18 protein-coding genes and 2 pseudogenes are annotated in these 21,744 nt (G+C 69.7%); 2 read left to right on the top strand and 18 right to left on the bottom strand.

Translation table 11 applies throughout. The features are described 5' to 3' along the window. Nucleotides 1–646 precede the first annotated feature (646 nt). Nucleotides 647–994: pseudogene (locus ACQP2P_RS01035) on the top strand (phage holin family protein); the annotation flags it as partial. Nucleotides 995–1,313: 319 nt separating this feature from the next. Further along, entirely contained in the window at nt 1,314–2,249 is a 936-nt protein-coding gene (gene rarD, locus ACQP2P_RS01030; RefSeq protein WP_433612334.1) for an EamA family transporter RarD, read from the top strand. A gap of 17 nt (nt 2,250–2,266) precedes the next feature. Here the strand turns inward: rarD and ACQP2P_RS01025 are convergent, their stop codons facing one another. The 18 genes and pseudogenes from ACQP2P_RS01025 to ACQP2P_RS00940 all read right to left on the bottom strand — a co-directional run bounded on the left by ACQP2P_RS01025 (nt 2,267) and on the right by ACQP2P_RS00940 (nt 21,602). Continuing rightward, on the bottom strand, nt 2,267–3,037 hold the full coding sequence (locus ACQP2P_RS01025) for an anti-sigma factor family protein (RefSeq protein ID WP_433612332.1): 771 nt from the start codon (nt 3,035–3,037) through the stop codon (nt 2,267–2,269). Then, nucleotides 3,034–3,525: a sigma-70 family RNA polymerase sigma factor gene (locus tag ACQP2P_RS01020; RefSeq protein WP_433618915.1), complete on the bottom strand. Its 492-nt coding sequence runs from the start codon at nt 3,523–3,525 to the stop codon at nt 3,034–3,036. Before ACQP2P_RS01020 ends, ACQP2P_RS01025 begins: the two co-directional genes overlap by 4 nt. A gap of 164 nt (nt 3,526–3,689) precedes the next feature. Then, the gene (locus ACQP2P_RS01015; protein ID WP_433612330.1) at nt 3,690–4,466 is read right to left on the bottom strand and encodes an IclR family transcriptional regulator; all 777 of its coding nucleotides are present in this window, start codon (nt 4,464–4,466) and stop codon (nt 3,690–3,692) included. Between the two features lie 446 nt (nt 4,467–4,912). After that, nucleotides 4,913–5,935 carry a polyprenyl synthetase family protein gene (locus ACQP2P_RS01010; protein ID WP_433612328.1) on the bottom strand — a complete coding sequence of 341 codons (1,023 nt, stop codon included), beginning with the start codon at nt 5,933–5,935 and terminating at the stop codon, nt 4,913–4,915. 99 nt (nt 5,936–6,034) lie between these two features. Beyond that, a complete protein-coding gene (gene nuoN, locus ACQP2P_RS01005; RefSeq protein WP_433618913.1) occupies nt 6,035–7,519 on the bottom strand; it encodes an NADH-quinone oxidoreductase subunit NuoN in 1,485 nt (494 codons plus the stop codon). Nucleotides 7,520–7,566: 47 nt separating this feature from the next. Continuing rightward, nucleotides 7,567–9,096, bottom strand: coding sequence for an NADH-quinone oxidoreductase subunit M (locus tag ACQP2P_RS01000; protein WP_433612326.1), 1,530 nt, complete (start codon nt 9,094–9,096; stop codon nt 7,567–7,569). Continuing rightward, nucleotides 9,093–11,003 carry an NADH-quinone oxidoreductase subunit L gene (gene nuoL / locus ACQP2P_RS00995; RefSeq protein ID WP_433612324.1) on the bottom strand — a complete coding sequence of 637 codons (1,911 nt, stop codon included), beginning with the start codon at nt 11,001–11,003 and terminating at the stop codon, nt 9,093–9,095. Before nuoL ends, ACQP2P_RS01000 begins: the two co-directional genes overlap by 4 nt. A 10-nt stretch (nt 11,004–11,013) precedes the next feature. Next, nucleotides 11,014–11,259 (bottom strand): NADH-quinone oxidoreductase subunit NuoK, encoded by a 246-nt coding sequence (nuoK, locus tag ACQP2P_RS00990; protein WP_433089763.1) that lies wholly within the window; start codon nt 11,257–11,259, stop codon nt 11,014–11,016. A 50-nt stretch (nt 11,260–11,309) separates the two neighbouring features. Further along, complete coding sequence (locus ACQP2P_RS00985; RefSeq protein WP_433618911.1) at nt 11,310–12,077, bottom strand: NADH-quinone oxidoreductase subunit J; 768 nt, start codon at nt 12,075–12,077, stop codon at nt 11,310–11,312. Nucleotides 12,078–12,085: 8 nt separating this feature from the next. Next, on the bottom strand, nt 12,086–12,634 hold the full coding sequence (gene nuoI, locus ACQP2P_RS00980; RefSeq protein WP_433612322.1) for a NuoI/complex I 23 kDa subunit family protein: 549 nt from the start codon (nt 12,632–12,634) through the stop codon (nt 12,086–12,088). A gap of 77 nt (nt 12,635–12,711) precedes the next feature. Then, nucleotides 12,712–14,058, bottom strand: coding sequence for an NADH-quinone oxidoreductase subunit NuoH (gene nuoH, locus ACQP2P_RS00975; protein WP_433612320.1), 1,347 nt, complete (start codon nt 14,056–14,058; stop codon nt 12,712–12,714). Further along, nucleotides 14,055–16,523: an NADH-quinone oxidoreductase subunit G gene (locus tag ACQP2P_RS00970; RefSeq protein WP_433612318.1), complete on the bottom strand. Its 2,469-nt coding sequence runs from the start codon at nt 16,521–16,523 to the stop codon at nt 14,055–14,057. The genes nuoH and ACQP2P_RS00970 overlap by 4 nt, the downstream gene beginning before the upstream one ends. Next, entirely contained in the window at nt 16,523–17,845 is a 1,323-nt protein-coding gene (gene nuoF / locus ACQP2P_RS00965) for an NADH-quinone oxidoreductase subunit NuoF (RefSeq protein ID WP_433082159.1), read from the bottom strand. Before nuoF ends, ACQP2P_RS00970 begins: the two co-directional genes overlap by 1 nt. A 5-nt stretch (nt 17,846–17,850) precedes the next feature. Further along, nucleotides 17,851–18,540: pseudogene (gene nuoE, locus ACQP2P_RS00960) on the bottom strand (NADH-quinone oxidoreductase subunit NuoE); the annotation flags it as partial. Beyond that, nucleotides 18,540–19,856, bottom strand: coding sequence for an NADH-quinone oxidoreductase subunit D (locus tag ACQP2P_RS00955; protein ID WP_433612315.1), 1,317 nt, complete (start codon nt 19,854–19,856; stop codon nt 18,540–18,542). The gene ACQP2P_RS00955 and the pseudogene nuoE, both read right to left, overlap by 1 nt. Then, complete coding sequence (locus tag ACQP2P_RS00950) at nt 19,853–20,473, bottom strand: NADH-quinone oxidoreductase subunit C (protein WP_433618909.1); 621 nt, start codon at nt 20,471–20,473, stop codon at nt 19,853–19,855. The genes ACQP2P_RS00955 and ACQP2P_RS00950 overlap by 4 nt, the downstream gene beginning before the upstream one ends. A gap of 79 nt (nt 20,474–20,552) precedes the next feature. After that, complete coding sequence (locus ACQP2P_RS00945; RefSeq protein ID WP_433612313.1) at nt 20,553–21,233, bottom strand: NuoB/complex I 20 kDa subunit family protein; 681 nt, start codon at nt 21,231–21,233, stop codon at nt 20,553–20,555. Nucleotides 21,234–21,236: 3 nt separating this feature from the next. Beyond that, nucleotides 21,237–21,602, bottom strand: a complete 366-nt coding sequence (locus tag ACQP2P_RS00940) for an NADH-quinone oxidoreductase subunit A (RefSeq protein ID WP_350610231.1) — start codon at nt 21,600–21,602, stop codon at nt 21,237–21,239. Nucleotides 21,603–21,744 lie beyond the last annotated feature (142 nt).

Raw genomic sequence — 21,744 nt, 5'->3', positions numbered from 1 at the left:
GAGCGACCGCGACGGCTACGGCAGGTGGAAGAGGGCGGCCAGCGGTCAACGATGGCGGCGCCGACGGCCCGTGCGAGCCCTCGGAGGCGCGCGGCGAGCGGGTGCGGGCCCGCCGCGGACGGCGCGAGCCCAAGGGGCGGCCCACAGGAGGCGGCACGAGCCCGCGGGCGATACACGGCAGGCGCCGCCGCCAACCGCCTCGACGGCCCGACCGCTGTGCGGGCGACGCACGGCAGGCTGTGCGGGCGACGCACGGCAGGCTGTGCGAGCGACGGACGGCAGGCTGTGGGGCCGGGTGCGGACAGCGCGAGCCACAGCGGGCGGCAGGCGGCGGGCCCGAGGCTGCGAAGGTACGACCGCAGCGGCCGATGGCACCGTCGTCGACCGACCCCGCGACGGCGGCTGCGGCATGGCGGCGGGCTAGACGACCAAGCAGCGGGCCTCACCGACGCCGTGAGGCAATTCGGGCGGCACCGGAGCAGCGAGCCCTCGTGCTGGGGTGCGCGCGAGAGCCGGGTGAGGAGGGGTCCGGCGGACGCTATTCGGTGGTAGGTGAGGCGGGTGGTGGTGCTTCGGTCTCGTCAAACGGGGATTGGGGTGATAGCGGGGTGTTCCGGGCTGGCCGCGACGTGGCACGATCACCCGCATGGGAATCCTCATCCGGCTCGCCGTGAGTGCGTTCACGGTCTGGCTGGCGACGCTGGTGATCTCCGGGATCACGGTTGAGGGCGACACCGGGCGCAAGGTGGTCACGCTCGTCGCGGTGGCGGCGATCTTCGGGGTCGTCAACGCGGTGCTGCGGCCGATCATCAAGACGATCGGGTGCTTCGCGTACATCCTCACGCTCGGGCTCGTCTCGCTCGTCGTCAACGGGGCGTTGCTGCTGCTGACGAGCAAGATTGCCGAGTATCTGGATCTGCCGTTCCGGGTTGACCGGTTCTGGCCCACGGCCGTGCTCGGGGCGCTGTTCATCGGCGTGGTCAGCTGGCTGCTCAACTTCTTCGTGCCGGACGGCAAGGACAAGAAGCGTCGGCGGGACGACCGCGACGACTACGACCGGCGTCCCCCGCGCCCGCAGCAGTACGGCGGCGGCTACCAGCAGGGCTACGGCGGCGGCAACCGTGGCAACCAGGGCTACGGCGGCAACCAGGGCTACGGCAACCAGGGATACGGCGGCGGCAACCAGGGCTACCGCTGAACCAGAGGCAGGACCGAGCGCCGTAGGGCCGCAGGCGAAGAGCGGTGACGAAGAACATCACGTGAGGGGCGGGTCCGCGACCCGCCCCTTACCGTTTGGGCATACGGTGTAGGGCGTGGACCCGCTGCGCCGAGGATATGTCTCCGCACTCTCCGCCAACGTGCTCTGGGGCGTCTTTCCGCTGTACTTCCACGCACTGCGCCCCGCCGGCGCGGTCGAGGTGCTCGCGCACCGCATCGTGTGGTCGGTCGTGGCGATGACGCTCGTGCTCGTGGCCATCCGGCACTGGCGACGGGTCCGGGAGCTGCTGCGGCAGAAGAAGCGCATGGCGGGCCTCGCGGTCGCGGCGGTGCTCATCGCCGTCAACTGGGGCGTCTACATCTTCGCGGTGAACACGGATCGGGTGGTGGAGGCCTCGCTCGGGTACTTCATCAACCCACTCTTCGTCATCCTGCTCGGCGTGCTCGTCCTGCGCGAGCGCCTCCGCCCGCTGCAGTGGACCGCGCTCGGCATCGGCGCGGTCGCGGTGGTCGTGCTCAGCGTGGACTACGGGCACCTGCCGTGGATCGCGCTCACCCTGGCCGCGTCCTTCGGCTGCTACGGGCTGGTCAAGAAGCGGCTCGGGCTCCCCGCGGCCGAGGGGCTGTTCCTGGAGTCGGGCGTGCTGACCCTGCCCGCGCTCGCGTACCTCGTCTGGCTCACGACCCAGCACCAGTCGACGTTCGGCACCGTCTCCGTGTGGCACTCGGTGATGCTGGCCGGCAGCGGCGTGCTGACCGCGGTACCGCTGCTGCTGTTCGCGGAGGCCGCCAATCGCGTGCCGCTGTCCGGGCTCGGCATGCTGCAGTATCTGACGCCGACCCTGCAGCTGATCATCGGCGTCGCGGTCTTCAGCGAACCGCTCCCAGCGGCGCGGCTGGCGGGCTTCGCGATCGTCTGGCTCGCGCTGGCCGTCTTCAGCTGGGACGCGATCCGAGTGGCCCGCCGAAGCCGGGCCCGGCGCGACGCGGCGGCGGCCGCCCAGAAGGAGGCGACCGCCGCGGCCATCTGAGTGAGCAGAGCCGAGCGTCAGGTCCGCAGCAGCGCCGTCCCATCGCCCTTGCGGATCTCGATGTGGTCGATGTTCGACTCCTTGATGGCACTGTGCGCCGACAGCTGCATCTCGTCCCCCGGCCGGGCGGTCCACGTGCTGACCACTTCGGCCTGACCGGACTTCGGCACCACCACGAGCGTGTACGTCCACTTGGCGTAGTCGTCGCTCTCGCCGCTCTTGTACGCGCAGCGCATCCGCACGGTAGCCCCGGCCGTGTCCGGCGAGACGGCGAGCGACGCCGTGATCGGCACGGTCGAGGCCACCTCACGCATCGACTCGTAGTCCGGCTGCCCCACGCCCGCGGCGCGCACACCGATCACCGCGAGCACGCCGATGAACGCGGCCACGAGCGCGGTGCCCACCGTCTGCCAGCGGCGCCGGCGACGGGCCGTGCGGCGGGCGCTCTGGGCCCGGTCGAGCACGCGCGGCAGCAGCGGGTCGACCGCGCCGCCGCTGACGGTCGCGGGCACCGCGGTGGGGCCGGCCCGGCGCGCATCGGCCGGGAACGGCGGGCCGGCCGGGTCCGGGCCGTCCGGGTCCGCGGCGCCCTCGTCCGGCTCGAGGGCGATCTGCGCGGCGATCTCCGGATCGAGCCGGCCGAGCAGCCCCGGCAGGTCGGAGAACTCCGCCACCTCCGCACGGCACTGCGCACAGTCGGCGAGATGCCGCTCGTATGCCTCGCGCTCGGGCGGAGACAACGCCCCCAGCACGTAGACGGCCGAGTCATGGAGGTGCTCACACCTCATTGCGTCACCCCCAACTCCTCTAGGACGACCTTCAGCGAACGCAGTGCGTAGTATGTGCGCGATTTGACCGTGCCCACGGGCACGCCGAGCCGCTCCGCCGCCTCGGCCACGGTGCGCCCCTGGTAGAAGCACTCCACCAGGACCTCGCGGTGCGGGCGGGAGAGCCGGGTCAGCGCCTCCGCGACCACCCAGGACTCCACCGCGCGCTCGGTCTCGTCGACCACGATCCAAGTCTCCGGCATCTGGTCGGTGTAGACCTCGCCCACCCGCGCCGAGCGTCTTCGCCATGCGTCGATGGCGAGATTGCGGGCGGTGGTGAAGAGCCAGGCGCGGACCGAGCCACGGGCCGGGTCGAGCGCCTCCGGGTGTTGCCAGGCCCGCAGCAGGGTTTCCTGCACGAGGTCCTCGGCCCGTTGGCGGTCGCCGGTCAGTCGCAGGGTGTGTGCGAACAGCGCGTCGCCGTGCTCCGCGTGGAGCGCCTTCAGCAGGTCAGCATCGTCTCTACTCACGCTTCGTTATGTTTCCGATCCCTTCCACCAGCTTCTACGCACTGATACGCGGAGAGGTTCAGGTGGAGAAGACATGTCGCGGATGCGACACGGGTCACGTGCGCGCGAGCGGTCGGGATGTGGGCAAAAGCCCTGGATGCGGCCTACTCGGCGAGGACGGTCGCCAGGTGGTGAGCCGTGGCCAGGAGCCGTGTGCGCACGACCTTGGCCGACGACATCAGCTCCGCCGGCGGCAGCGCGCACGCCAGCACCACCCGCCGGTCCTGGTCGCGGTCGTTGACCACCATCACGGCGGCGCACGCGAGTCCCTGGCGGAACTGCCCGATCTCGATCTGCATCCCCCGGCGGTCGCCGGCGGCCAGGTCCGAGTCCAGCGCCTCCGGGGAGGTCAGGGTCGCCGAGGTGTAGGCGCGCATGCCGTACTCCTTCAGGAACCGCCACCGCTGGTCCGCGCTCATCGTGGCGAGCAGCGCCTTGCCCAGCGCGGTCGCGTGCGCGGCATCGTCGTAGCCCGGCACGAGATCGTCCGCCGGCGGGGTGCGCGGCCCCTCGGCCATCGCGGTCACCGCCACCCTGCCACCGACGAAGCGGCCCAGGTAGTGCGAGTAGCCGGTCTCGGCCGCCGCGCGACGCAGACGGTCGATGACGGCGCCCGGGCCGCGGAACGCGAGCACGAGCTCGCGGTAGCGGTCGGCGATCTCCAGGCCGACCACATAGGTGCCGTTCTCCCGGCGGATCACGTAGCCCTCGTAGGCGAGGGTCCGCACCAGGTGGTACGTGGTGGCAACGGTGAAGTCACATCGCCGCGCGATCTGCTTCACGGTCAGGCCACGCGGCGACTGACCGACCGCCTCCAGCACTCGTAGGGCCCTCGAAACGCTTCGAATCAAATCCGAGGGTTCGGCTTGTGGATCCCGCACGCCGCCCCTCCCAGACCACAGCAGCAACCGGAGTCACACCATATGAAATCGGAGAGGGTGGAGGGAACATGCTGATCATTCATCGCGCCAGGTCAGGGGAAATGCAAGGGCTGCACATAGCGATGAATGCACCATTTTGGACATGGTGATCGTGTTACTCACCCAACGACACGCCGTGGTGCTTGAGTAATGGCCCTAGGTCAGGGCGAACGACTTGAGTAAGTAATTGCCAACCTAGCGAGTACTGCGAGCGCAAGTGCGCATGCGCCACTTCGGGGTGTCATCGTGCCGTCGCACGCCGATGTCGGGGCGGGTATCGCGCCATATGGCTTTGAGCAACGTGGACTTGCCCGGCATGCTCCCGGTCCAACCGGTACCAGCGCATGAAAAAGCGACCGACGCCGGTGATAGTTACATTGACCGGCGTCGGTCGATACCGCGAAAGGTCAGTTGGTGCGGTCCGCGATGAAGTCGCAGAGGGACTCGAGGGCGGCCCGAGCGGGCGCGTCCGGCAGCACCGCCAGGGAGGCCCGGGCGGCGTCCGCGTAGCCCCGCACGGTCTGCCTGGCCTGCTTCAGGGCGACGGAGTCGCGAAGCAGGCCGAGCGCCTCGGCGTGCAGGGCGTCGTCGGTCACCGGGCCGGCCGCGAGGATCTCGCGCAGCCGGACCGAGGCCGCGTCGTCGTCGGAGGAGGCCAGCGCATACAGCACGGGAAGCGTCGGCACTCCCTCGCGCAGGTCGGTGCCGGGCGTCTTGCCCGACTCCGTGGCGTCGCTGGCGATGTCGATGAGGTCGTCGGAGAGCTGGAAGGCGATGCCGAAGGTCTCCGCGAACCTCGCCAGCGCCTCGACCTGCTCCGGCGGGCACCCGCCGAACATCGCGCCGAAGCGGGCGCTGGTCGAGATCAGCGAGCCGGTCTTGTGCTCGAGGACGCGCAGGTAGTGCTGGATCGCGTCCTCGCCGTCCAGCGGGCCCGCGGTCTCGTCGATCTGACCGTGCACCAGGCGGGAGAACGTGCTCGCCTGGATCTTGACCGCGTCGACCCCGAGCTCCGCGGCGAGGTCGGCGGCGCGGGAGAAGAGGTAGTCGCCGACCAGGATGGCCAGCGCGTTGCCCCAGCGGGAGTTGGCGCTGGGCGCGCCGCGGCGCACCTCGGCCTCGTCCATAACGTCGTCGTGGTAGAGCGTCGCCAGGTGGGTCAGCTCGACGACCGCGCCGGCGATGACCACGTCGCGGGAGGTCCCGTCGCCGAACTGCGCGGCCAGGCCGACCAGCAGCGGGCGCACCCGCTTGCCGCCCGCGTCGACGAGGTGGCGGGCCGCCTCGGTGACCAGCGGGTTGGCGCTGTGCACGGAGTCGATCAGCACCGCCTCGACGTCCCGCAGGATCGCCGCCACGTTGCGCTCCAGCTCCGGATCGGCCAGGGTCAAGCCCACCGAAGCGACCGACTGCACGGTTCCCGTACTCACCACAGCTCCAACGATGCCATACGAACTCCCGACTCCCGATACAGGGACGTCCCCACGTGGCAGGCCACGGGGGACGTCACCGTCGGTGTTGCTGACAGGCTAGCTGAGGAACTTGCCCGCGTTCTGGGTGACCTCGAGCAGCGCCCCCGGCGCGATGCCCAGCACCAGCGTCGCGACCGTCCCGATGACCAGCGCGGCCGCCGTCATGGCGCCCGGGATGGACACGGCCGGCGTGGCCTCGCCCGGCTCGGACAGCCACATCATGACGACCACACGCAGGTAAGGGAAGGCGAGGATGGCGGAGCTCACCACGCCGGCGATCACCAGCCAGGTCTGGTTCCCGTCGACCGCGGCCGCGAACACGCCCACCTTAGCGGTGAAACCGCTGGTCAGGGGCAGACCGGCGAAGGCCAGCAGGATGAACGTGAAGAGCGAGGCGTACAGCGGCGAGCGCCGCCCCAGCCCGGCCCAGCGCGACAGGTGCGTGGCCTCGCCGTCGGCGTCGCGCACCAGGGTGACGACCCCGAACGCGGCGAGCACGGTGAAGCCGTACGCCACGAGGTAGAACAGCGAGCTGGACAGGCCCTTCTCGTTCAGCGAGATCACGCCGAGCAGCAGGTACCCGGCGTTGGCGATCGACGAGTAGGCCAGCAGGCGCTTGATGTCGGTCTGGGTGACCGCCAGGATCGCGCCGATGATCATCGTCAGCACCGCGATGGTGCCCAGCACCGGCTGGATCGTCCACTCGGTGCGGTGGAAGCCCACGTAGACCAGGCGCAGCAGCCCGCCGAACGCGGCGACCTTGGTGCAGGCGGCCATGAGCGCGGTGATCGGCGTCGGGGCGCCCTGGTACACGTCCGGCGTCCACACGTGGAAGGGCACCGCGGCCGCCTTGAACAGCAGACCGATGGCGAGCATGGCCAGCCCGACGTACAGCAGGATGTCGTCCTTGCCCCCGGACTGGATGGCCGCGTCGATCGCCTTGAAGTCCACCTGGCCCGCGTAGCCGTAGACCAGCGCGATGCCGAACAGGAAGAACGCCGACGCGAACGAGCCGAGCAGGAAGTACTTCATCGCGGCCTCCTGCGACAGCAGCCGCCGGCGGCGAGCCAGCGCGCAGAGCAGGTACAGCGGCAGCGAGAAGACCTCGAGCGCGACGAACATGGTCAGCAGGTCGTTCGCCATGGTGAACAGCAGCATGCCGCCGAGGGCGAACATGGCCAGCGGGAAGACCTCGGTCGCCCCGCCCAGGCGCTGGGCCTGCTCGCGGTCCCGGTCCGTGTTGGCCGTGACCGCGGCCTGGGCGACGAACGCGCCGCCCGGCTCCAGCGTCCGCTCGCCGATCAGCAGCAGCGCGACGATGCCGAGCACGATGATCGCGCCCGAGAGGAACAGGCCCGGCTTGTCCACGGCGACCGCGGTCGCGGCGGTGATGACCGGCTTGTCGCCCTGGCGGATCACCATGACCAGCGCGGCCACGAGGCCGGCCAGCGCCAGGGTGAGCTGGACGCTGTGCCGCACCCGCTTGGGCACGAAGCCCTCGACGAGGACCCCGACGCAGGCAACGCCGAAGAGGATCAGCATCGGGGCCAGCGCCGCGTAGTCCAGGTGCGGCAGTTGGAGTTTGTCGTTCACTTGCCGGCCTCCACGGTACCCACGTTGGGTTTCGGGTCTTGCTTGCCGACGTCCTGCATCGTCGCCTTCACCGCCGGGTTGATCACGTCGGTGAGCGGCTTCGGGTAGAAGCCGAAGAGCAGGATCAGGGCAATCAGCGGGGCGACCACGACCGCCTCGCGCACTGACAGGTCACGCCCCATGGCCTTGATCTCGGCCAGCTGCGGGTTCGGAGTGCCCTGCGTGGTGCGCTGGATCATCCAGAGCACGTATCCGGCCGCCAGGATGATGCCGGCGGTGGCGATGATCGCGACCGTCTTGTTCACCGTGAACGTGCCGATGAGCACCAGGAACTCGGAGACGAAGGGCGAGGTGCCGGGCAGCGCCAGCGAGGCGAGACCGGCGATGAAGAACACGCCCGCCAGCACCGGCATGAGCTTGCCGGCGCCGCCGAAGTCGGTCACCAGCGCGCTGCCCCGGCGGGCCACCAGCATGCCGACGACCAGGAACAGCAGGCCGGTCGCGAGGCCGTGGTTGACCATGTACAGCACCGCGCCCGTGCCCGCCTGAGTGGTGAAGGCGAAGATGCCGATGCCGATGAAGCCGAAGTGGGCGATGGACGTGTAGGAGACCAGGCGCTTGAGGTCCTTCTGCCCGATCGCCACGAGCGCGCCGTAGATGATGCCGACCAGCGCGAGCGCGAGCCCGAGCCACGCGAAGTGCTTCGACGCGTTCGGGAAGAGCGGGAGGCAGTACCGCAGGATGCCGAACGTCCCGACCTTGTCCAGCACGCCGACCAGCAGCGCGGCGGCCCCGGCGGGCGCGGCGCCACCGGCGTCGGGCAGCCAGGTGTGGAACGGGAAGAAGGGCGCCTTGATCGCGAAGGCGACGAAGAACCCGAGGAACAGCCAGCGCTCGGTGTTGGTGGAGAAGTCGGCGTTGACCAGCGTCTGCCAGTCGAACGTCTGGCCGCCCAGCACCCACAGCCCGACGAGCGCGGCCAGCATGAACAGGCCGCCGAGCAGCGAGTAGAGGAAGAACTTCACCGCGGCGTACTGCTTGTTCTTCCCGCCGTAGGAGCCGATCAGGAAGTACATCGGCACCAGCATGACCTCGAAGAACACGTAGAACAGGAACACGTCCTGGGCGGCGAAGACGCCGATCATCGTGCACTCGAGGGCGAGGAGCAGCGCGAAGTACGCCGGGACGGACCGCTTGCTGTTCTCCGCGTCGTGCCAGGAGGCCAGGATGACCAGCGGCACCAGCAGGGCGATCAGCGCGATCATGACCAGCGCGATGCCGTCGACGGCGAAGGTGAACTTGGCCCCCCACTGCGGGATCCAGGTCCAGGAGTCCTTGAGCTGGAAGCGGTCGCCGTCCGGCTTGAACTGCGTCCACAGGCCCACGCCGAGCGCCAGGATCAGGACCGACCAGCCCAGCGCGACGCGCTTGGCGAGCTCGGGCTTGTCCTTGGGCAGCAGCGCGACCGCCGCCGCGCCGACGAGCGGCGCGGCCGTGAGGACGGTCAGGTATGGAAAGTGGCTCATCCGAACCTCACCGCGAGCGTGGCGGCCACCACGAGCACCGCACCTCCGAGAATGGAAAGGGCGTAGGAGCGCACGAACCCGGTCTGGGCCCGGCGCATTCGGCCCGATCCGCCGCCGATGCCCGCGGCGAGGCCGTTGACCAGCCCGTCGATGCCGCGGTTGTCGAGGTAGACCAGGGCGCGGGTCAGGTAGCGACCGGGCGCCTCGAACACGATCTCGTTGAACGTGTCCGTGTAGAGGTTCCGGCGGGCGGCGGTGACCAGCGCACCGGCCGGCTGCTCTTCCTTCGCGGTGCCCTTGTTGAACAGCAGGATGGCCAGGCCCGCGGCGAGAACCGTCAGCACCAGCGACAGCGTGGTGATCAGCCAGTGGGCCAGCACCGGCTCGTGCTCGACGTGCTCGGCGCCGAAGGTCGGCGTCAGCCAGTCCGGCACCGAGGTGGCGAGCAGGCCACCGGCGGCCACCGATCCGATCGCCAGGACGATCAGCGGGATCGTCATGACGGCCGGCGACTCGTGCGGGTGCTTGATGTCGTCGGTCCAGCGCTTCGGGCCGTGGAAGGTCAGCCAGAACAGCCGGGTCATGTAGAAGGCGGTCAGGGCCGCGCCCAGCATCGCCGCGCCGCCGAAGAGCCAGGCCGTCCAGCCCTCGCGCTCGAAGGCGGCCGCGATGATCGGCTCCTTCGAGAAGTAGCCCGAGAACGGGAACATGCCGATGATCGCCAGCCAGCCCAGGCCGAACGTGACCCAGGTGATCTTCATGTACTTCCAGAGCCCGCCGAAGCGGCGGATGTCGGTCTGGTCGTGCATGCCGTGCATGACCGAGCCGGCCCCGAGGAACATGCCGGCCTTGAAGAAGCCGTGCGCGAGCAGGTGGATGAGGGCCAGCGCGTAGGCGCCGCCGCCGAGCCCGACGCCCAGGAACATGTAGCCGATCTGGCTCACCGTCGACCAGGCCAGCACCCGCTTGATGTCGTCCTTGGCGCAGCCGATGATGCAGCCGATCAGCAGCGTCAGCGCACCGACCGCGACCACCACGGTCTGCGCGTCGGGCGACGCGTTGAAGATCGGGTGGGAGCGGGCGACGAGGTAGACGCCCGCGGTCACCATCGTGGCCGCGTGGATCAGGGCCGAGACCGGGGTCGGGCCCTCCATCGCGTCGGGGAGCCAGGCCTGCAGCGGGAACTGGCCGGACTTGCCGGCCGCGCCGAGCAGGAGCAGCAGCGCCATCAGCAGCACCGTGCTCTGGCTCAGGCCGCCGACGCTGTTGAAGACCTCGTCGTAGTTCACGGTGCCGAGGTAGGCGAACATGATGAAGATGGCGATCGCGAAGCCCGCGTCACCGACGCGGTTCATCAGGAACGCCTTCTTCCCGGCGGTCGCCGCGCTCGGGCGCAGGTACCAGAAGGAGATCAGCAGGTAGGAGGCGAGACCGACGCCCTCCCAGCCGAAGTAGAGCATCACGTAGTTGTTGCCGAGGACCAGCAACAGCATCGCCGCGATGAACAGGTTGAAGTACCCGAAGAACTTCCGCCGGCCCGGGTCGTGCTCCATGTAGCCCACCGCGTAGAGGTGGATCAGGGAGCCGACGCCGGTGATGAGCAGGACGAACATCGCCGACAGCGGGTCGAAGAGCAGCCCCATGTCCACGTGGAAGTCCCCGACGTGGATGTAGTCCCAGAGGGTGATCTCGACGCCGGAGCGGTTCTCCAGCCCGCGGAGCGTGAAGAAGTACGTCAGGCCGAGCACGAACGACGCGGCGACGCTCAGGACGCCGAGCCAGTGACCCCAGCGGTCGGCCCGCTTGCCGAGCAGCAGCAGGATCGCCGCGCTGGCCAGCGGGATCACCGGAAGCAGCCAGAACGAGCCCAGCCACCCGGTCGCCGCCGAGTAGGCGATATGTTCCACCACCCGCTCCTTAGTACTTCAGCAGGTTCGCGTCGTCGACGCTGGCCGAGCGCCGAGTCCGGAAGATCGACATGATGATCGCCAGGCCGACGACGACCTCGGCCGCCGCCACGACCATGACGAAGAACGCCATGATCTGCCCGTCGAGCGTGCCGTTGATCCGGCTGAACGTGACCAGCGCGAGGTTGGCCGCGTTCAGCATCAGCTCGATGCACATGAACAGCACGATCGCGTTCCGGCGGACGAGCACGCCCATCGCGCCGATCGTGAACAGGATCGCCGCGAGGACGATGTAGTACGTCGGAGTCACTTCTCGGTCCCCTTTGGTGCGACGTCGGCGGACGTCAACTCCCGGGTCGGGAGGATCTTGGAGATGCTGCGGTCGGACGGCGTTCCGTCGGGCAGCCGCGCCGGGGTCGCCACCGAGTCGGAGCCGGCGAACACGCCGGGGCCGGGCTTCGGCGCCGGGTAGTTGCCCGGGCGGAAGCGCGCCACCATGCGCTCCGGCTGGCTGATCTTGTCTTCCTTGCGCTTCTCGATGTGCGCCAGGATCATCGCGCCCACCGCGGCCGTGATGAGCAGCGCGGACGTGACTTCGAAGACCCAGACGTACTTGGTGAAGAGCAGGCGGGAGATGCCCACCACGTTGCCGGGCGCGTTCGCCTCCACCAGGCCCTTCGGCTCGATGCCGCCGAGCGCCCGGTAGAGGCCGATGCCCAGCAGCAGCGCGAGGCCGACGCCCAGGATGATGGCCGCCATCCGCTGCCCGCGCAGGGTCTCGATCAGCGAGTCCGAGGAGTCGCGGCCGACCAGCATGAGCACGAACAGGAACAGCATCATGATCGCGCCGGTGTAGACGATGATCTGCACCATGCCGATGAACGGGCCGGCCTGCAGGATGTAGAACACGCCCAGGCTGAGCATCGTGATGACGAGCGACAGCGCGGAGTGCACCGCGTTGCGCGCCCAGACCATGCCGATCGCGCCGAGCACGGCGAGCGGCCCGAGGATCCAGAAGGTGACGGCCTCGCCGCCCTTCACCTCGCCCGCCGACGCAAGCGTCTGCAGCGCCAGGGTACTGGTCACGAATGAACCCCCTTGTACCGCTCGGCACCCGCGGAGGTGCCCGGGTTCTCCAGCGCCCCGACGTAGTAGTCCTTCTCGGAGTTGCCCAGGCGCATGTCGTGCGGCGGGCGCTCCATCCCCGGCAGCAGCGGCGCGAGCAGCTGCTCCTTGGTGAAGATCAGGTCGCGGCGGTTGTCGCGGGCCAGCTCGTACTCGTTGCTCATGGTGAGCGAGCGGGTCGGGCAGGCCTCGATGCACAGCCCGCAGAAGATGCAGCGGGCGTAGTTGATCTGGTACGTCTGGGCGTAGCGCTCACCGGGCGAGAAGCGCTCGTCCTCGGTGTTGTCCGCGCCCTCGACGTAGATCGCGTCCGCCGGGCAGGCCCACGCGCACAGCTCGCAGCCGATGCACTTCTCGAGCCCGTCCGGCCAGCGGTTGAGAATGTGCCGGCCGTGGTACCGCGGAGCGGGCGGCTTGCGCTGCTCCGGGTACTCCTCGGTGACCACCTTCTTGAACATGTGCGAGAAGGTGACCCCGAACCCCTTCAGGGTTCCACCAATGCTCATGCCAACACTCCGCTTCGCTCCGCGTCGGCCTGAGTACGAGGCTGCGACATGATTCGCTCGCTTCGCTCACTCATAAGTCAGCTCTCCTTGCCGGTCGGGACGGTTTCCCGCTCGACGATCACGCGCTTGGCCCGCGGGCTGGGCGGCACCTCGAGGTTCATCGGCGGCAGCGGGAACCCGTTCGCCCCGCCGACGCGGCCGCCCGGGTGGACCTTCGGCAGGTCGACGGCGGCGCCGCGGCGGGTGCGCTGCAGCGCGACGAGCGCCAGGACCAGCACCACCAGGACGACGATGCCGATGATCACGCCGGTGCGGGCGCCCGTGCTGATGCCGCCGTTCTGCAGCACCCGGATGCCGGACAGCGCCAGGATCCAGACCAGGTTGGCCGGGATGAGCACCTTCCAGCCGAAGCGCATGAACTGGTCGTAGCGCAGCCGGGGCAGGGTGCCGCGGAGCCAGACGAACACGAACAGCAGCAGCAGCACCTTGATCGTGAACCAGAGCACCGGCCACCACCCGTGGTTCGCGCCGTCCCAGAGGGAGAGCGGCCACGGGGCGCGCCAGCCGCCGAGGAAGAGCGTCGTGCACAGGCCGGAGACGGTGACCATGTTGACGTACTCGGCGAGGAAGAACAGTGCGAACTTCAGCGACGAGTACTCGGTGTGGAAGCCGCCCACCAGCTCGGACTCGGCCTCGGGGAGGTCGAACGGCGCCCGGTTCGTCTCACCGACCGCGGCGGTGAAGTAGATCAGGAAGCTCGGGATGAGCAGGATGCCGTACCAGGCCGGCAGGTGCCAGGTCATCCCGAAGACCTCGGCGGTGCCGTTGCCCGCCTGCGCCGCGACGATCTGCGAGGTGGACATCGAGCCCGAGACCAGGAAGACCGAGACGATCGACAGGCCCATCGCGACCTCGTAGGAGATCATCTGGGCGCTCGAGCGCAGACCGCCGAGCAGCGGATACGTCGAGCCGGAGGCCCAGCCGCCGAGCACGACGCCGTAGATGCCCATCGAGGAGCAGGCGAGCACCAGCAGCACGGCCACCGGGATGTCGGTCAGCTGCAGCGGCGTGTGGTTGCCGAAGACCGAGACCACCGGCCCGAACGGGATCACCGAGAACGCGGTGAACGCGGTGATCGTCGAGATGACCGGTGCGAAGAAGAAGACGACCTTGTCCGCGAGGCGCGGCATGATGTCTTCCTTGAACGCCAGCTTGAGCCCGTCGGCCAGCGACTGCAGCAGACCGAACGGCCCGTTGCGGTTCGGACCCGGCCGCACCTGCATGCGGGCGACGACGCGGCGCTCGTACCAGATGGCGAAGAGCGTCATGACGACCAGGAACGCGAAGATGATGACGACCTTCGCGAGCACCAGCCACCAGACGTCTTTGCCGAACTCGTCGAGGTTGCCTGCAGCGGTTGTCATCGTGCGCTACCCCCAGTGCTGATCTCGACCAGCGCGCCCTCCGTGACGCCGAGCGTCCGGCGCAGGGTCGAGCCCGGTGAGTTCGTCGGGATCCACACGACCCCGTCGACCATGTCGGTGACGAGCGCCGGCAGGGTGATCGCACCCCGCTCGGTGCCGACGGTCACCGCGTCCCCGTCCACCACGCCGAGGTCGGCCGCGGTGCTCTTGGAGATCCGGACCACGGCGGGGCGAGCGGTCCCGGCCAGGTGGCCGTCCCCGTCCTGCAGCGAGCCGCCGTCGATCAGGTGGTGCCAGGAGGCGAGGATCGCCTGCCCGCTCGCGGGCCGCGCGGGCGCGCCCGGGGCGACGTCCGGCGCGGTGCCGCGCACCAGGCTCGGGTTGCCCGCGCCGACGGTGCCGACCGCGACCGTGCCCGGCAGCGGCAGCTGAGCCAGGGCGGCCAGCTGTGCCCGCACCAAGGCTACGTCGCCGACGCCGAGCTGCACGCCGAGTTCGCGGCCCAGCGTGTCCAGCACGCGCGCGTCGGTCATGGCCTGCGTCTTGAGCACGGTGCCGAACGGGCGGACCCGGCCCTCCCAGTTGATGTAGGAGCCGGACTTCTCGGCCGCCGGGGCGACCGGCAGGACGACGTCGGCGCGCTTGGCGACGGCGCTCATCCGCAGCTCCAGGCTGACCAGGAAGCCGACCTTGTCGAGGGCCTCCTCGGCCGCGATCGGGTCGGTCAGGTCCGCGGGGTCCACGGCGCCGACCACCAGCGCGCCGAGCCGGCCCTCGCGGGCGGCCTCGACGATGGCGTCGGTGTCGCGGCCGGAGGCGCTGGGCAGCACGCCCGCGTCCAGCCCCCACGCGGTGGCCACCTCGGCCCGGGCGGCCGGGTCGAAGACCTGGCGACCGCCGGGCAGCAGGGTCGGCAGCACGCCGGCCTCGACCGCGCCCCGGTCGCCCGCGCGGCGGGGGACCCAGGCGATGCGAGCGCCGGTGGATTCGGCCAGGCGCGCGGCGGCGGAGAGCCCACCGGGCACGCTCGCCAGGCGCTCGCCGACGAACAGGATCGCGCCCTCCTCCGACAGCGCGGTGCGCAGCTGCTCGGACTCGGCGAGCACCTCCGCCTCGGCGCCGGGGGCGGTGAGCAGGACCGTCGCGCCGAGCTTGGTGTAGCCGCGGCTCACGAACGGGGCGACCGCGTAGCTGGGCAGGGCCCGCTTGAGGTAGGCCTTGCGCGCCCGCAGGAAGATGATCGGGCACTCCTCCTCGGGCTCCAGCCCGACGAAGACGACCGCGGGGGCCCGCTCGATGTCGGCGTAGGTGACCTCGGCCCGCCCGACGACGTTGGAGCCGAGGAACTCGGTCTCCTCCGTCGACAGCGGCCGGGCGCGGAAGTCGACGTCGTTGGTCCCGAGGGCGACGCGGGCGAACTTGGCGTACGCGTAGGCGTCCTCGACCGTGAGCCGTCCGCCGGCCAGCACGCCGACACCGCCCTGCTCCTTCGCGGCGGCCAGGCCGGCCGCGGCGACGCTGAGCGCCTCGGGCCAGCTGGCGGTGCGCAACTCGCCGGTCTTGCGGTCGCGCACGAGCGGCGTGGTCAGGCGGTCGGTGGCGGTGACGTACTGGAACGCGAAGCGCCCCTTGTCACAGTTCCACTCCTCGTTGACCGCCGGGTCGTCGCCGGCCAGGCGCCGCATGACCTTGCCGCGGCGGTGGTCCGCCCGCTGGTCGCAGCCCGCGGCGCAGTGCTCGCACGTGTTGGGCGTCGACACCAGGTCGAAGGGCCGGGCCCGGAATCGGTACTGCGAGCTGGTGAGCGCCCCCACCGGGCAGATCTGGATCGTGTTGCCGGAGAAGTAGCTGTTGAAGGGAGCGTCGTCCTCGGGCGACTCCGGGTTGCCCCGGAACACGCCGATCTGCTCGTTGCTCGAGCGCTCCATCAGGTCGATGAACTTGTCGCCGGCGATCTCGTCGGAGAACCGCGTGCAGCGCTGGCAGAGCACGCACCGCTCGCGGTCGAGCAGCACCTGGGTGCTGATCGGCAGCGGCTTGGGGTATTCCCGCTTGTGCTCGACGAACCGGGACTCGGACTGGCCGTTGCTCATCGCCTGGTTCTGCAGCGGGCACTCGCCGCCCTTGTCGCAGACCGGGCAGTCGAGCGGGTGGTTGATCAGGAGGAACTCCATGATTCCCTCCTGGGCCTTCTTGGCCACTTCGGAGGTCATCTGGGTCTTGACCACCATGCCCTCGGCCACCGGCTGGGTGCACGAGGCGACCGGCTTGCGCTGGCCCTCGATGTCGACCAGGCACTGGCGGCAGGCGCCGGCCGGGGCGAGCAGCGGGTGGTCACAGAAGCGCGGGATCGAGATGCCCACCTGCTCGGCGGCCCGGATGACGAGCGCGCCCTTCGGCGCCTCGACCTCGATGCCGTCGATGGTGAGCTTGACGGTTTCGACCGCCGGCACAACGTCCGTCATCAGTGAGCTCCTACCAGCTCGCCATGGAACATCGGCGCCTTGCGACCCTCGATGTAGTCCAGGTAGTCCTGCTTGAAGTACTTGATCGAGGACGTCACCGGGCTGGTCGCGCCGTCGCCGAGCGCGCAGAACGAGCGGCCCAGCAGGTTGTCGCAGGCGTCCAGGAGGGTGTCGAGGTCCTGGTGAGTGCCCTGGCCGGCCAGGATGCGGTGCAGGATCCGGACCATCCAGTAGTTGCCCTCGCGGCACGGCGTGCACTTGCCGCAGGACTCGTGGTGGTAGAAGGCGATCCAGCGGTACGTCGCGTAGACGATGTCGTCCTGGTCGGAGAAGACCTGCACGGCGGTGGTGCCGAGCATGGTCCCGACGCTCATCATGCCCTCGAAGTCCATCGGGGTGTCGAGGTGCTCGTCGGTCAGCATCGGCGTGGAGGAGCCGCCCGGCGTCCAGAACTTGAGCTGGTGGCCGTCCTGCATGCCGCCGGCCAGGTCGATGAGCTGCCGCAGCGTGACGCCGAGGCCGCACTCGAACTGGCCGGGGTGCTTGACCCGCCCGGAGATCGAGTAGATCTTCGGGCCCGGGGACTTCTCGGTGCCCATGCTGCGGAACCACGCCGCGCCGCCGAGCACGATGTACGGCACGCTGGCGATCGTCTCGACGTTGTTCACGACGGTCGGGGAGGCGTAGAGGCCGTGCGTCGCCGGGAAGGGCGGGCGGAGCCGGGGCTGGCCGCGGTAGCCCTCCAGCGAGTCCAGCAGCGCCGTCTCCTCGCCGCAGATGTAGGCGCCCGCGCCGCTGTGCACCACCAGGTCGAGCGAGAAGCCGCTGCCCAGGATGTTCGCGCCGAGGTAGCCCTTGGCGTAGGCCTGCTCGACCGCCGAGCGCAGCCGCCGGGCCGCGTGCACCGCCTCGCCGCGGATGTAGATCGCGGCGAAGTTCGCGCGGATCGCGTAGGAGGCGATGATGACGCCCTCGACCAGCGCGTGCGGGTCGGCCATCATCAGCGGCAGGTCCTTGCAGGTGCCCGGCTCGCCCTCGTCGGCGTTGACGACGAGGTAGTGCGGCTTGCCGTCGTTCTGCGGGATGAAGCCCCACTTCATGCCGGTCGGGAAGCCGGCGCCGCCGCGGCCGCGCAGCCCGGAGTCCTTGATCAGCTGGATCAGGTCGTCCGGGTGGGCCTTGAGCGCCTTGCGCAGGCCGGTGTAGCCGTCGAGCCGCTCGTACACGTCGATCTTCCACGCGTCCGGCGAGAGCCAGCGCTTGGTGAGCACCGGCGTGAGCTTCGACAGCGCCTCCTGCGAGGGCTGGTAGTCAACCGTCATGACTTCGCCTCGTCCTTCTTGGCGATGGGCGTCTCCGGGTCGAAGCCCGGCACCGAGATCCCGAAGCGCTCGGCGAGCCGGTTGCCCGCGAGGGTCGGCTCACCGGCGGGGCCGTCGGCCATGACCTCGTCGCCGCGGTCATCGGCGAAGCCGGCCAGCTGCACCGCCATCTCCTTGAGCGTGCAGAGCCGGGTGCCGCGCGTGGGCTGCGGGCGCTCGCCGTCCTGCAGCTGCTTGACCAGCTTCAGCGCGGTGTCGTCGTTCACCTGGTCGAAGAACTCGTAGTTGACCGTCATGACCGGCGCGTAGTCGCAGGCCGCGAGGCACTCGGCGTGCTCCAGGGTGATCTTGCCGTCGGCCGTGGTCTCGTCGTGCCCCACACCCAGGTAGTCGCTCAGGGCCTGGTAGGCCTTGTCGCCGCCGAGCACGCCGCACATCGTGTTGGTGCAGACGCTCACCAGCCAGTCGCCGGTCGGCTTGCGCTTGTACATGGTGTAGAACGTCGCGACCGCGCCGACCTGGGCCTTGGTGATCCCGAGGATCTCGGCGCAGAAGGCGATGCCGTCGGGAGAGACGTAGCCCTCCTCCGACTGCACCAGGTGCAGCAGGGGCAGCAGCGCCGAGCGCGAGCGGCCCTCGGGGTAGCGCGCGATGATCTGACGCGCGCGTTCGCGCGTGAGCTCACTGAACACCATTAACGATCACACCCACCCATGACGGGGTCGAGCGAGGCGCCACCCACGATGACGTCGGCGAGCAGGCCGCCCTCCGCCATCGCCGGGATCGCCTGCAGGTTGACGAAGCTGGGCTCGCGGTAGTGCACCCGGAACGGGCGCGTGCCGCCGTCGGAGATCGCGTGCACGCCGAGCTCGCCGCGGGGCGCCTCGATCGGCACGTAGACCTGGCCGGCCGGCACCCGGAAGCCCTCGGTCACCAGCTTGAAGTGGTGGATCAGGGCCTCCATCGACTGGCCCATGATCTTCGCGACGTGCTCGAGCGAGTTGCCGAGGCCGTCGCCGCCGATCGCGAGCTGGGCCGGCCACGAGATCTTCTTGTCGGCGATCATGATCGGGCCCGGCTCGAGCCGGTCCATCGCCTGCTGAATGATCTTCAGCGACTCGCGCATCTCGTTGAGCCGCACCTTGTACCGGCCCCACGCGTCGGCGGTGGTCTCGGTCGGGACCTCGAAGTCGTAGGTCTCGTAGCCGCAGTAGGGCTGCTGCTTGCGGATGTCCCAGCCGAGGCCGGCCGAGCGCAGCACCGGCCCGGTGATGCCCAGGGCCACGCAGCCGGTGACGTCGAGCACGGCGACACCCTGGGTGCGCTCGCGCCAGATCGTGTTGCCGGAGAGCAGGTCCTCATACATGTCGATGCGGTCCGGCATCCAGCCGAGCAGCTCGCGGATCTTGACGATGGCCTCGTCGTTGAGGTCCTGGGCGAGGCCGCCCGGGCGCACGTAGGCCATGTTCATCCGCAGGCCGGAGACCAGCTCGAAGATGTCGAGGATGTACTCACGCTCGCGGAAGCCGTAGATCATCATCGACAGGGCGCCGAGCTCCATGCCGGTCGTGGCGAGCCAGACCAGGTGCGAGGAGATCCGGTTGAGCTCCATCATCAGCACGCGGATGGTCTTGGCGCGCTGGGTGATCTGGTCCTCGATGCCGAGGAGCTTCTCGACCGCCATGCAGTAGCCGGTCTCGTTGAAGATCGGCGCCAGGTAGTCCATGCGGGTCACGAACGTCGTGCCCTGGGTCCAGTTGCGGAACTCCAGGTTCTTCTCGATGCCCGTGTGGAGGTAGCCGATGACGGTCCGCGCCTCGGTGACCGTCTCGCCCTCGAGCTCGAGGACCAGGCGGAGCACCCCGTGGGTGGACGGGTGCTGCGGGCCCATGTTGACGACGATGCGCTCTTCGGAACCGGCCTCGTTGACGACCGAGTCCCAGTCACCGCCCGTGACGGTGAAGACCTTGCCCTCGGTGGTCTCGCGAGCGGCCGCGTAGTCGGTGGTCACTGGTAACTCCTCCGCTGGTCCGGCGGCGGGATCTCCGCACCCTTGTACTCGACCGGCACGCCGCCGAGGGGGTAGTCCTTCCGCTGCGGGAAGCCCTCCCAGTCGTCCGGCATGAGGATCCGGGTCAGGTTCGGGTGGCCGTCGAAGATGATGCCGAACATGTCGTAGGTCTCCCGCTCCTGCCAGTCGGCGGTCGGGTAGACCTGGGTGACGCTCGGCAGGTGCGGGTCCTCGGCGGTCACGGCGGCCTCGAGGCGGATCCGGCGGCGGAACGTCATCGACGTGAGGTGGTAGACCGCGTGCAGCCGGCGGCCGTCGCTGCCCAGGTAGTCCACGCCGGAGACCGAGGAGCACAGCTCGAAGCGCAGCGCGTGGTCGTCCCGCAGCGCCTGGCAGACCTCGGCGATGCGCTCCGGCACGATGTGCAGCGTCAGCTCGCCGCGGTCGACGACGATCCGCTCGATCGCGTCGTTGAAGCCCGGGTAGGCCTCCTCGAGAGCGTCCACGACCTCGTCGTGCTCGCCGCCGAAGGGCCGCGGCGAGTCGAGGTCGCCCGTGCGCCGGCGACGCAGACCGCCGAAGCCGGAGGTGTCGCCGGTGCCCTGCACGCCGAACATGCCGCGCCCGGCGCCGCTTCCGGGCGGGGTCTGGGCGGCGGACCCGAGCTGGGCGCCGACCGGCTCTACTTCAGTCACTTCATGCCCCCTTGTTCCCGGGGTTCGCCAGGCTCGCCCGCTCTTCCATCCACTTCTGGATGCGCAGCTGCTCCTCGGTGCCCTGGGCCACGGCCTTGGTCCACTCGGCGCGCTTGACCTTGTCGTAGCGGTAGCTCGACGGCATCGCGCCCGGCGCCACCACCGGCGCGCCGTCGCGCTCGACCCGCGCCTCGATCATGCGGCGGCGCCGGTCACCCAGCGGCTCGGCCATGACCTTGTCGTGCAGGCGCAGGATGGCATCGATGAGCATCTCCGGCCGCGGCGGGCAGCCCGGCAGGTACATGTCCACGGGCACGATGTGGTCCACGCCCTGGACGATCGCGTAGTTGTTGAACATGCCGCCGCTGGAGGCGCAGACGCCCATGGAGAGCACCCAGCGGGGCTCCGGCATCTGGTCGTAGATCTGGCGCAGGACCGGGGCCATCTTCTGGCTCACCCGGCCGGCCACGATCATCAGGTCGGCCTGGCGGGGGCTGGCCCGGAAGACCTCCATGCCGAAGCGCGCGAGGTCGTAGCGGGCCGCGCCGGTCGCCATCATCTCGATGGCGCAGCAGGCCAGGCCGAACGTGGCCGGCCAGAAGCTCGCCTTGCGCGACCAGTTGACCAGCTTCTCGACCGTCGTCAGCAGGACGCCGGTCGGAACCTTTTCCTCGATGCCCATGGCTCAGTCCCAATCCAGCCCGCCGCGGCGCCAGACGTAGGCGAACGCGACGAACACGGTGACGATGAACAGCACCATCTCCACGAACCCGAAGAGGCCGAGCGCGTTGAAGTTCACGGCCCACGGGTAGAGGAAGATGATCTCGATGTCGAAGACGATGAACAGCATCGCGGTCAGATAGAACTTGACCGGGAAGCGGCCACCGCCCACGGGCTGCGGAGTCGGCTCGATGCCGCACTCGTAGGCGTCGAGCTTCGCGCGGTTGTACCGGCGGGGGCCGACGAACGGGGCGGCCGCCACCGAGAACAAGGCGAATGCGGCGGCGAGGGCGAAGAGCCCAAGAATCGGTACGTACGGCGCGAGCGACATCGTGCTGCTCCGTCCTTTCGGCGAGCCCGAGGGGCGTTCGGCCCCGGGGACCACTCAAGCTGTATGCGGTTTAACACTATTCGGTGAGTCCTGGACGGCTTCGTCCGGGGCACCCCAAATGCGGCTTTGGCCAGCGCCTTTG

The organism is Dactylosporangium sp. CA-139114, assembly GCF_050955725.1.
Taxonomy (GTDB): Bacteria; Actinomycetota; Actinomycetes; order Mycobacteriales; family Micromonosporaceae; genus Dactylosporangium.
This window is presented reverse-complemented; position numbering and strand designations above follow the sequence as displayed.

Coding starts and splice junctions, on each gene's coding strand:
- ACQP2P_RS01000 (WP_433612326.1), bottom strand. CDS start 9,096: ATGAGCCACTTTCCATACCTGACCGTCCTCACGGCCGCGCCGCTCGTC.
- ACQP2P_RS00950 (WP_433618909.1), bottom strand. CDS start 20,473: ATGTTCGGCGTGCAGGGCACCGGCGACACCTCCGGCTTCGGCGGTCTG.
- ACQP2P_RS00970 (WP_433612318.1), bottom strand. CDS start 16,523: ATGACGGACGTTGTGCCGGCGGTCGAAACCGTCAAGCTCACCATCGAC.
- nuoH (WP_433612320.1), bottom strand. CDS start 14,058: ATGACAACCGCTGCAGGCAACCTCGACGAGTTCGGCAAAGACGTCTGG.
- nuoK (WP_433089763.1), bottom strand. CDS start 11,259: ATGGGCGTGCTCGTCCGCCGGAACGCGATCGTGCTGTTCATGTGCATC.
- ACQP2P_RS00945 (WP_433612313.1), bottom strand. CDS start 21,233: ATGGGCATCGAGGAAAAGGTTCCGACCGGCGTCCTGCTGACGACGGTC.
- ACQP2P_RS01025 (WP_433612332.1), bottom strand. CDS start 3,037: ATGAGGTGTGAGCACCTCCATGACTCGGCCGTCTACGTGCTGGGGGCG.
- ACQP2P_RS00940 (WP_350610231.1), bottom strand. CDS start 21,602: ATGTCGCTCGCGCCGTACGTACCGATTCTTGGGCTCTTCGCCCTCGCC.
- nuoF (WP_433082159.1), bottom strand. CDS start 17,845: ATGACGGTTGACTACCAGCCCTCGCAGGAGGCGCTGTCGAAGCTCACG.
- nuoN (WP_433618913.1), bottom strand. CDS start 7,519: ATGCTGATCCTCTTCGGCGTTGCCTGCGTCGGGGTCCTCGTCGAGGGC.
- nuoI (WP_433612322.1), bottom strand. CDS start 12,634: ATGAGCATTGGTGGAACCCTGAAGGGGTTCGGGGTCACCTTCTCGCAC.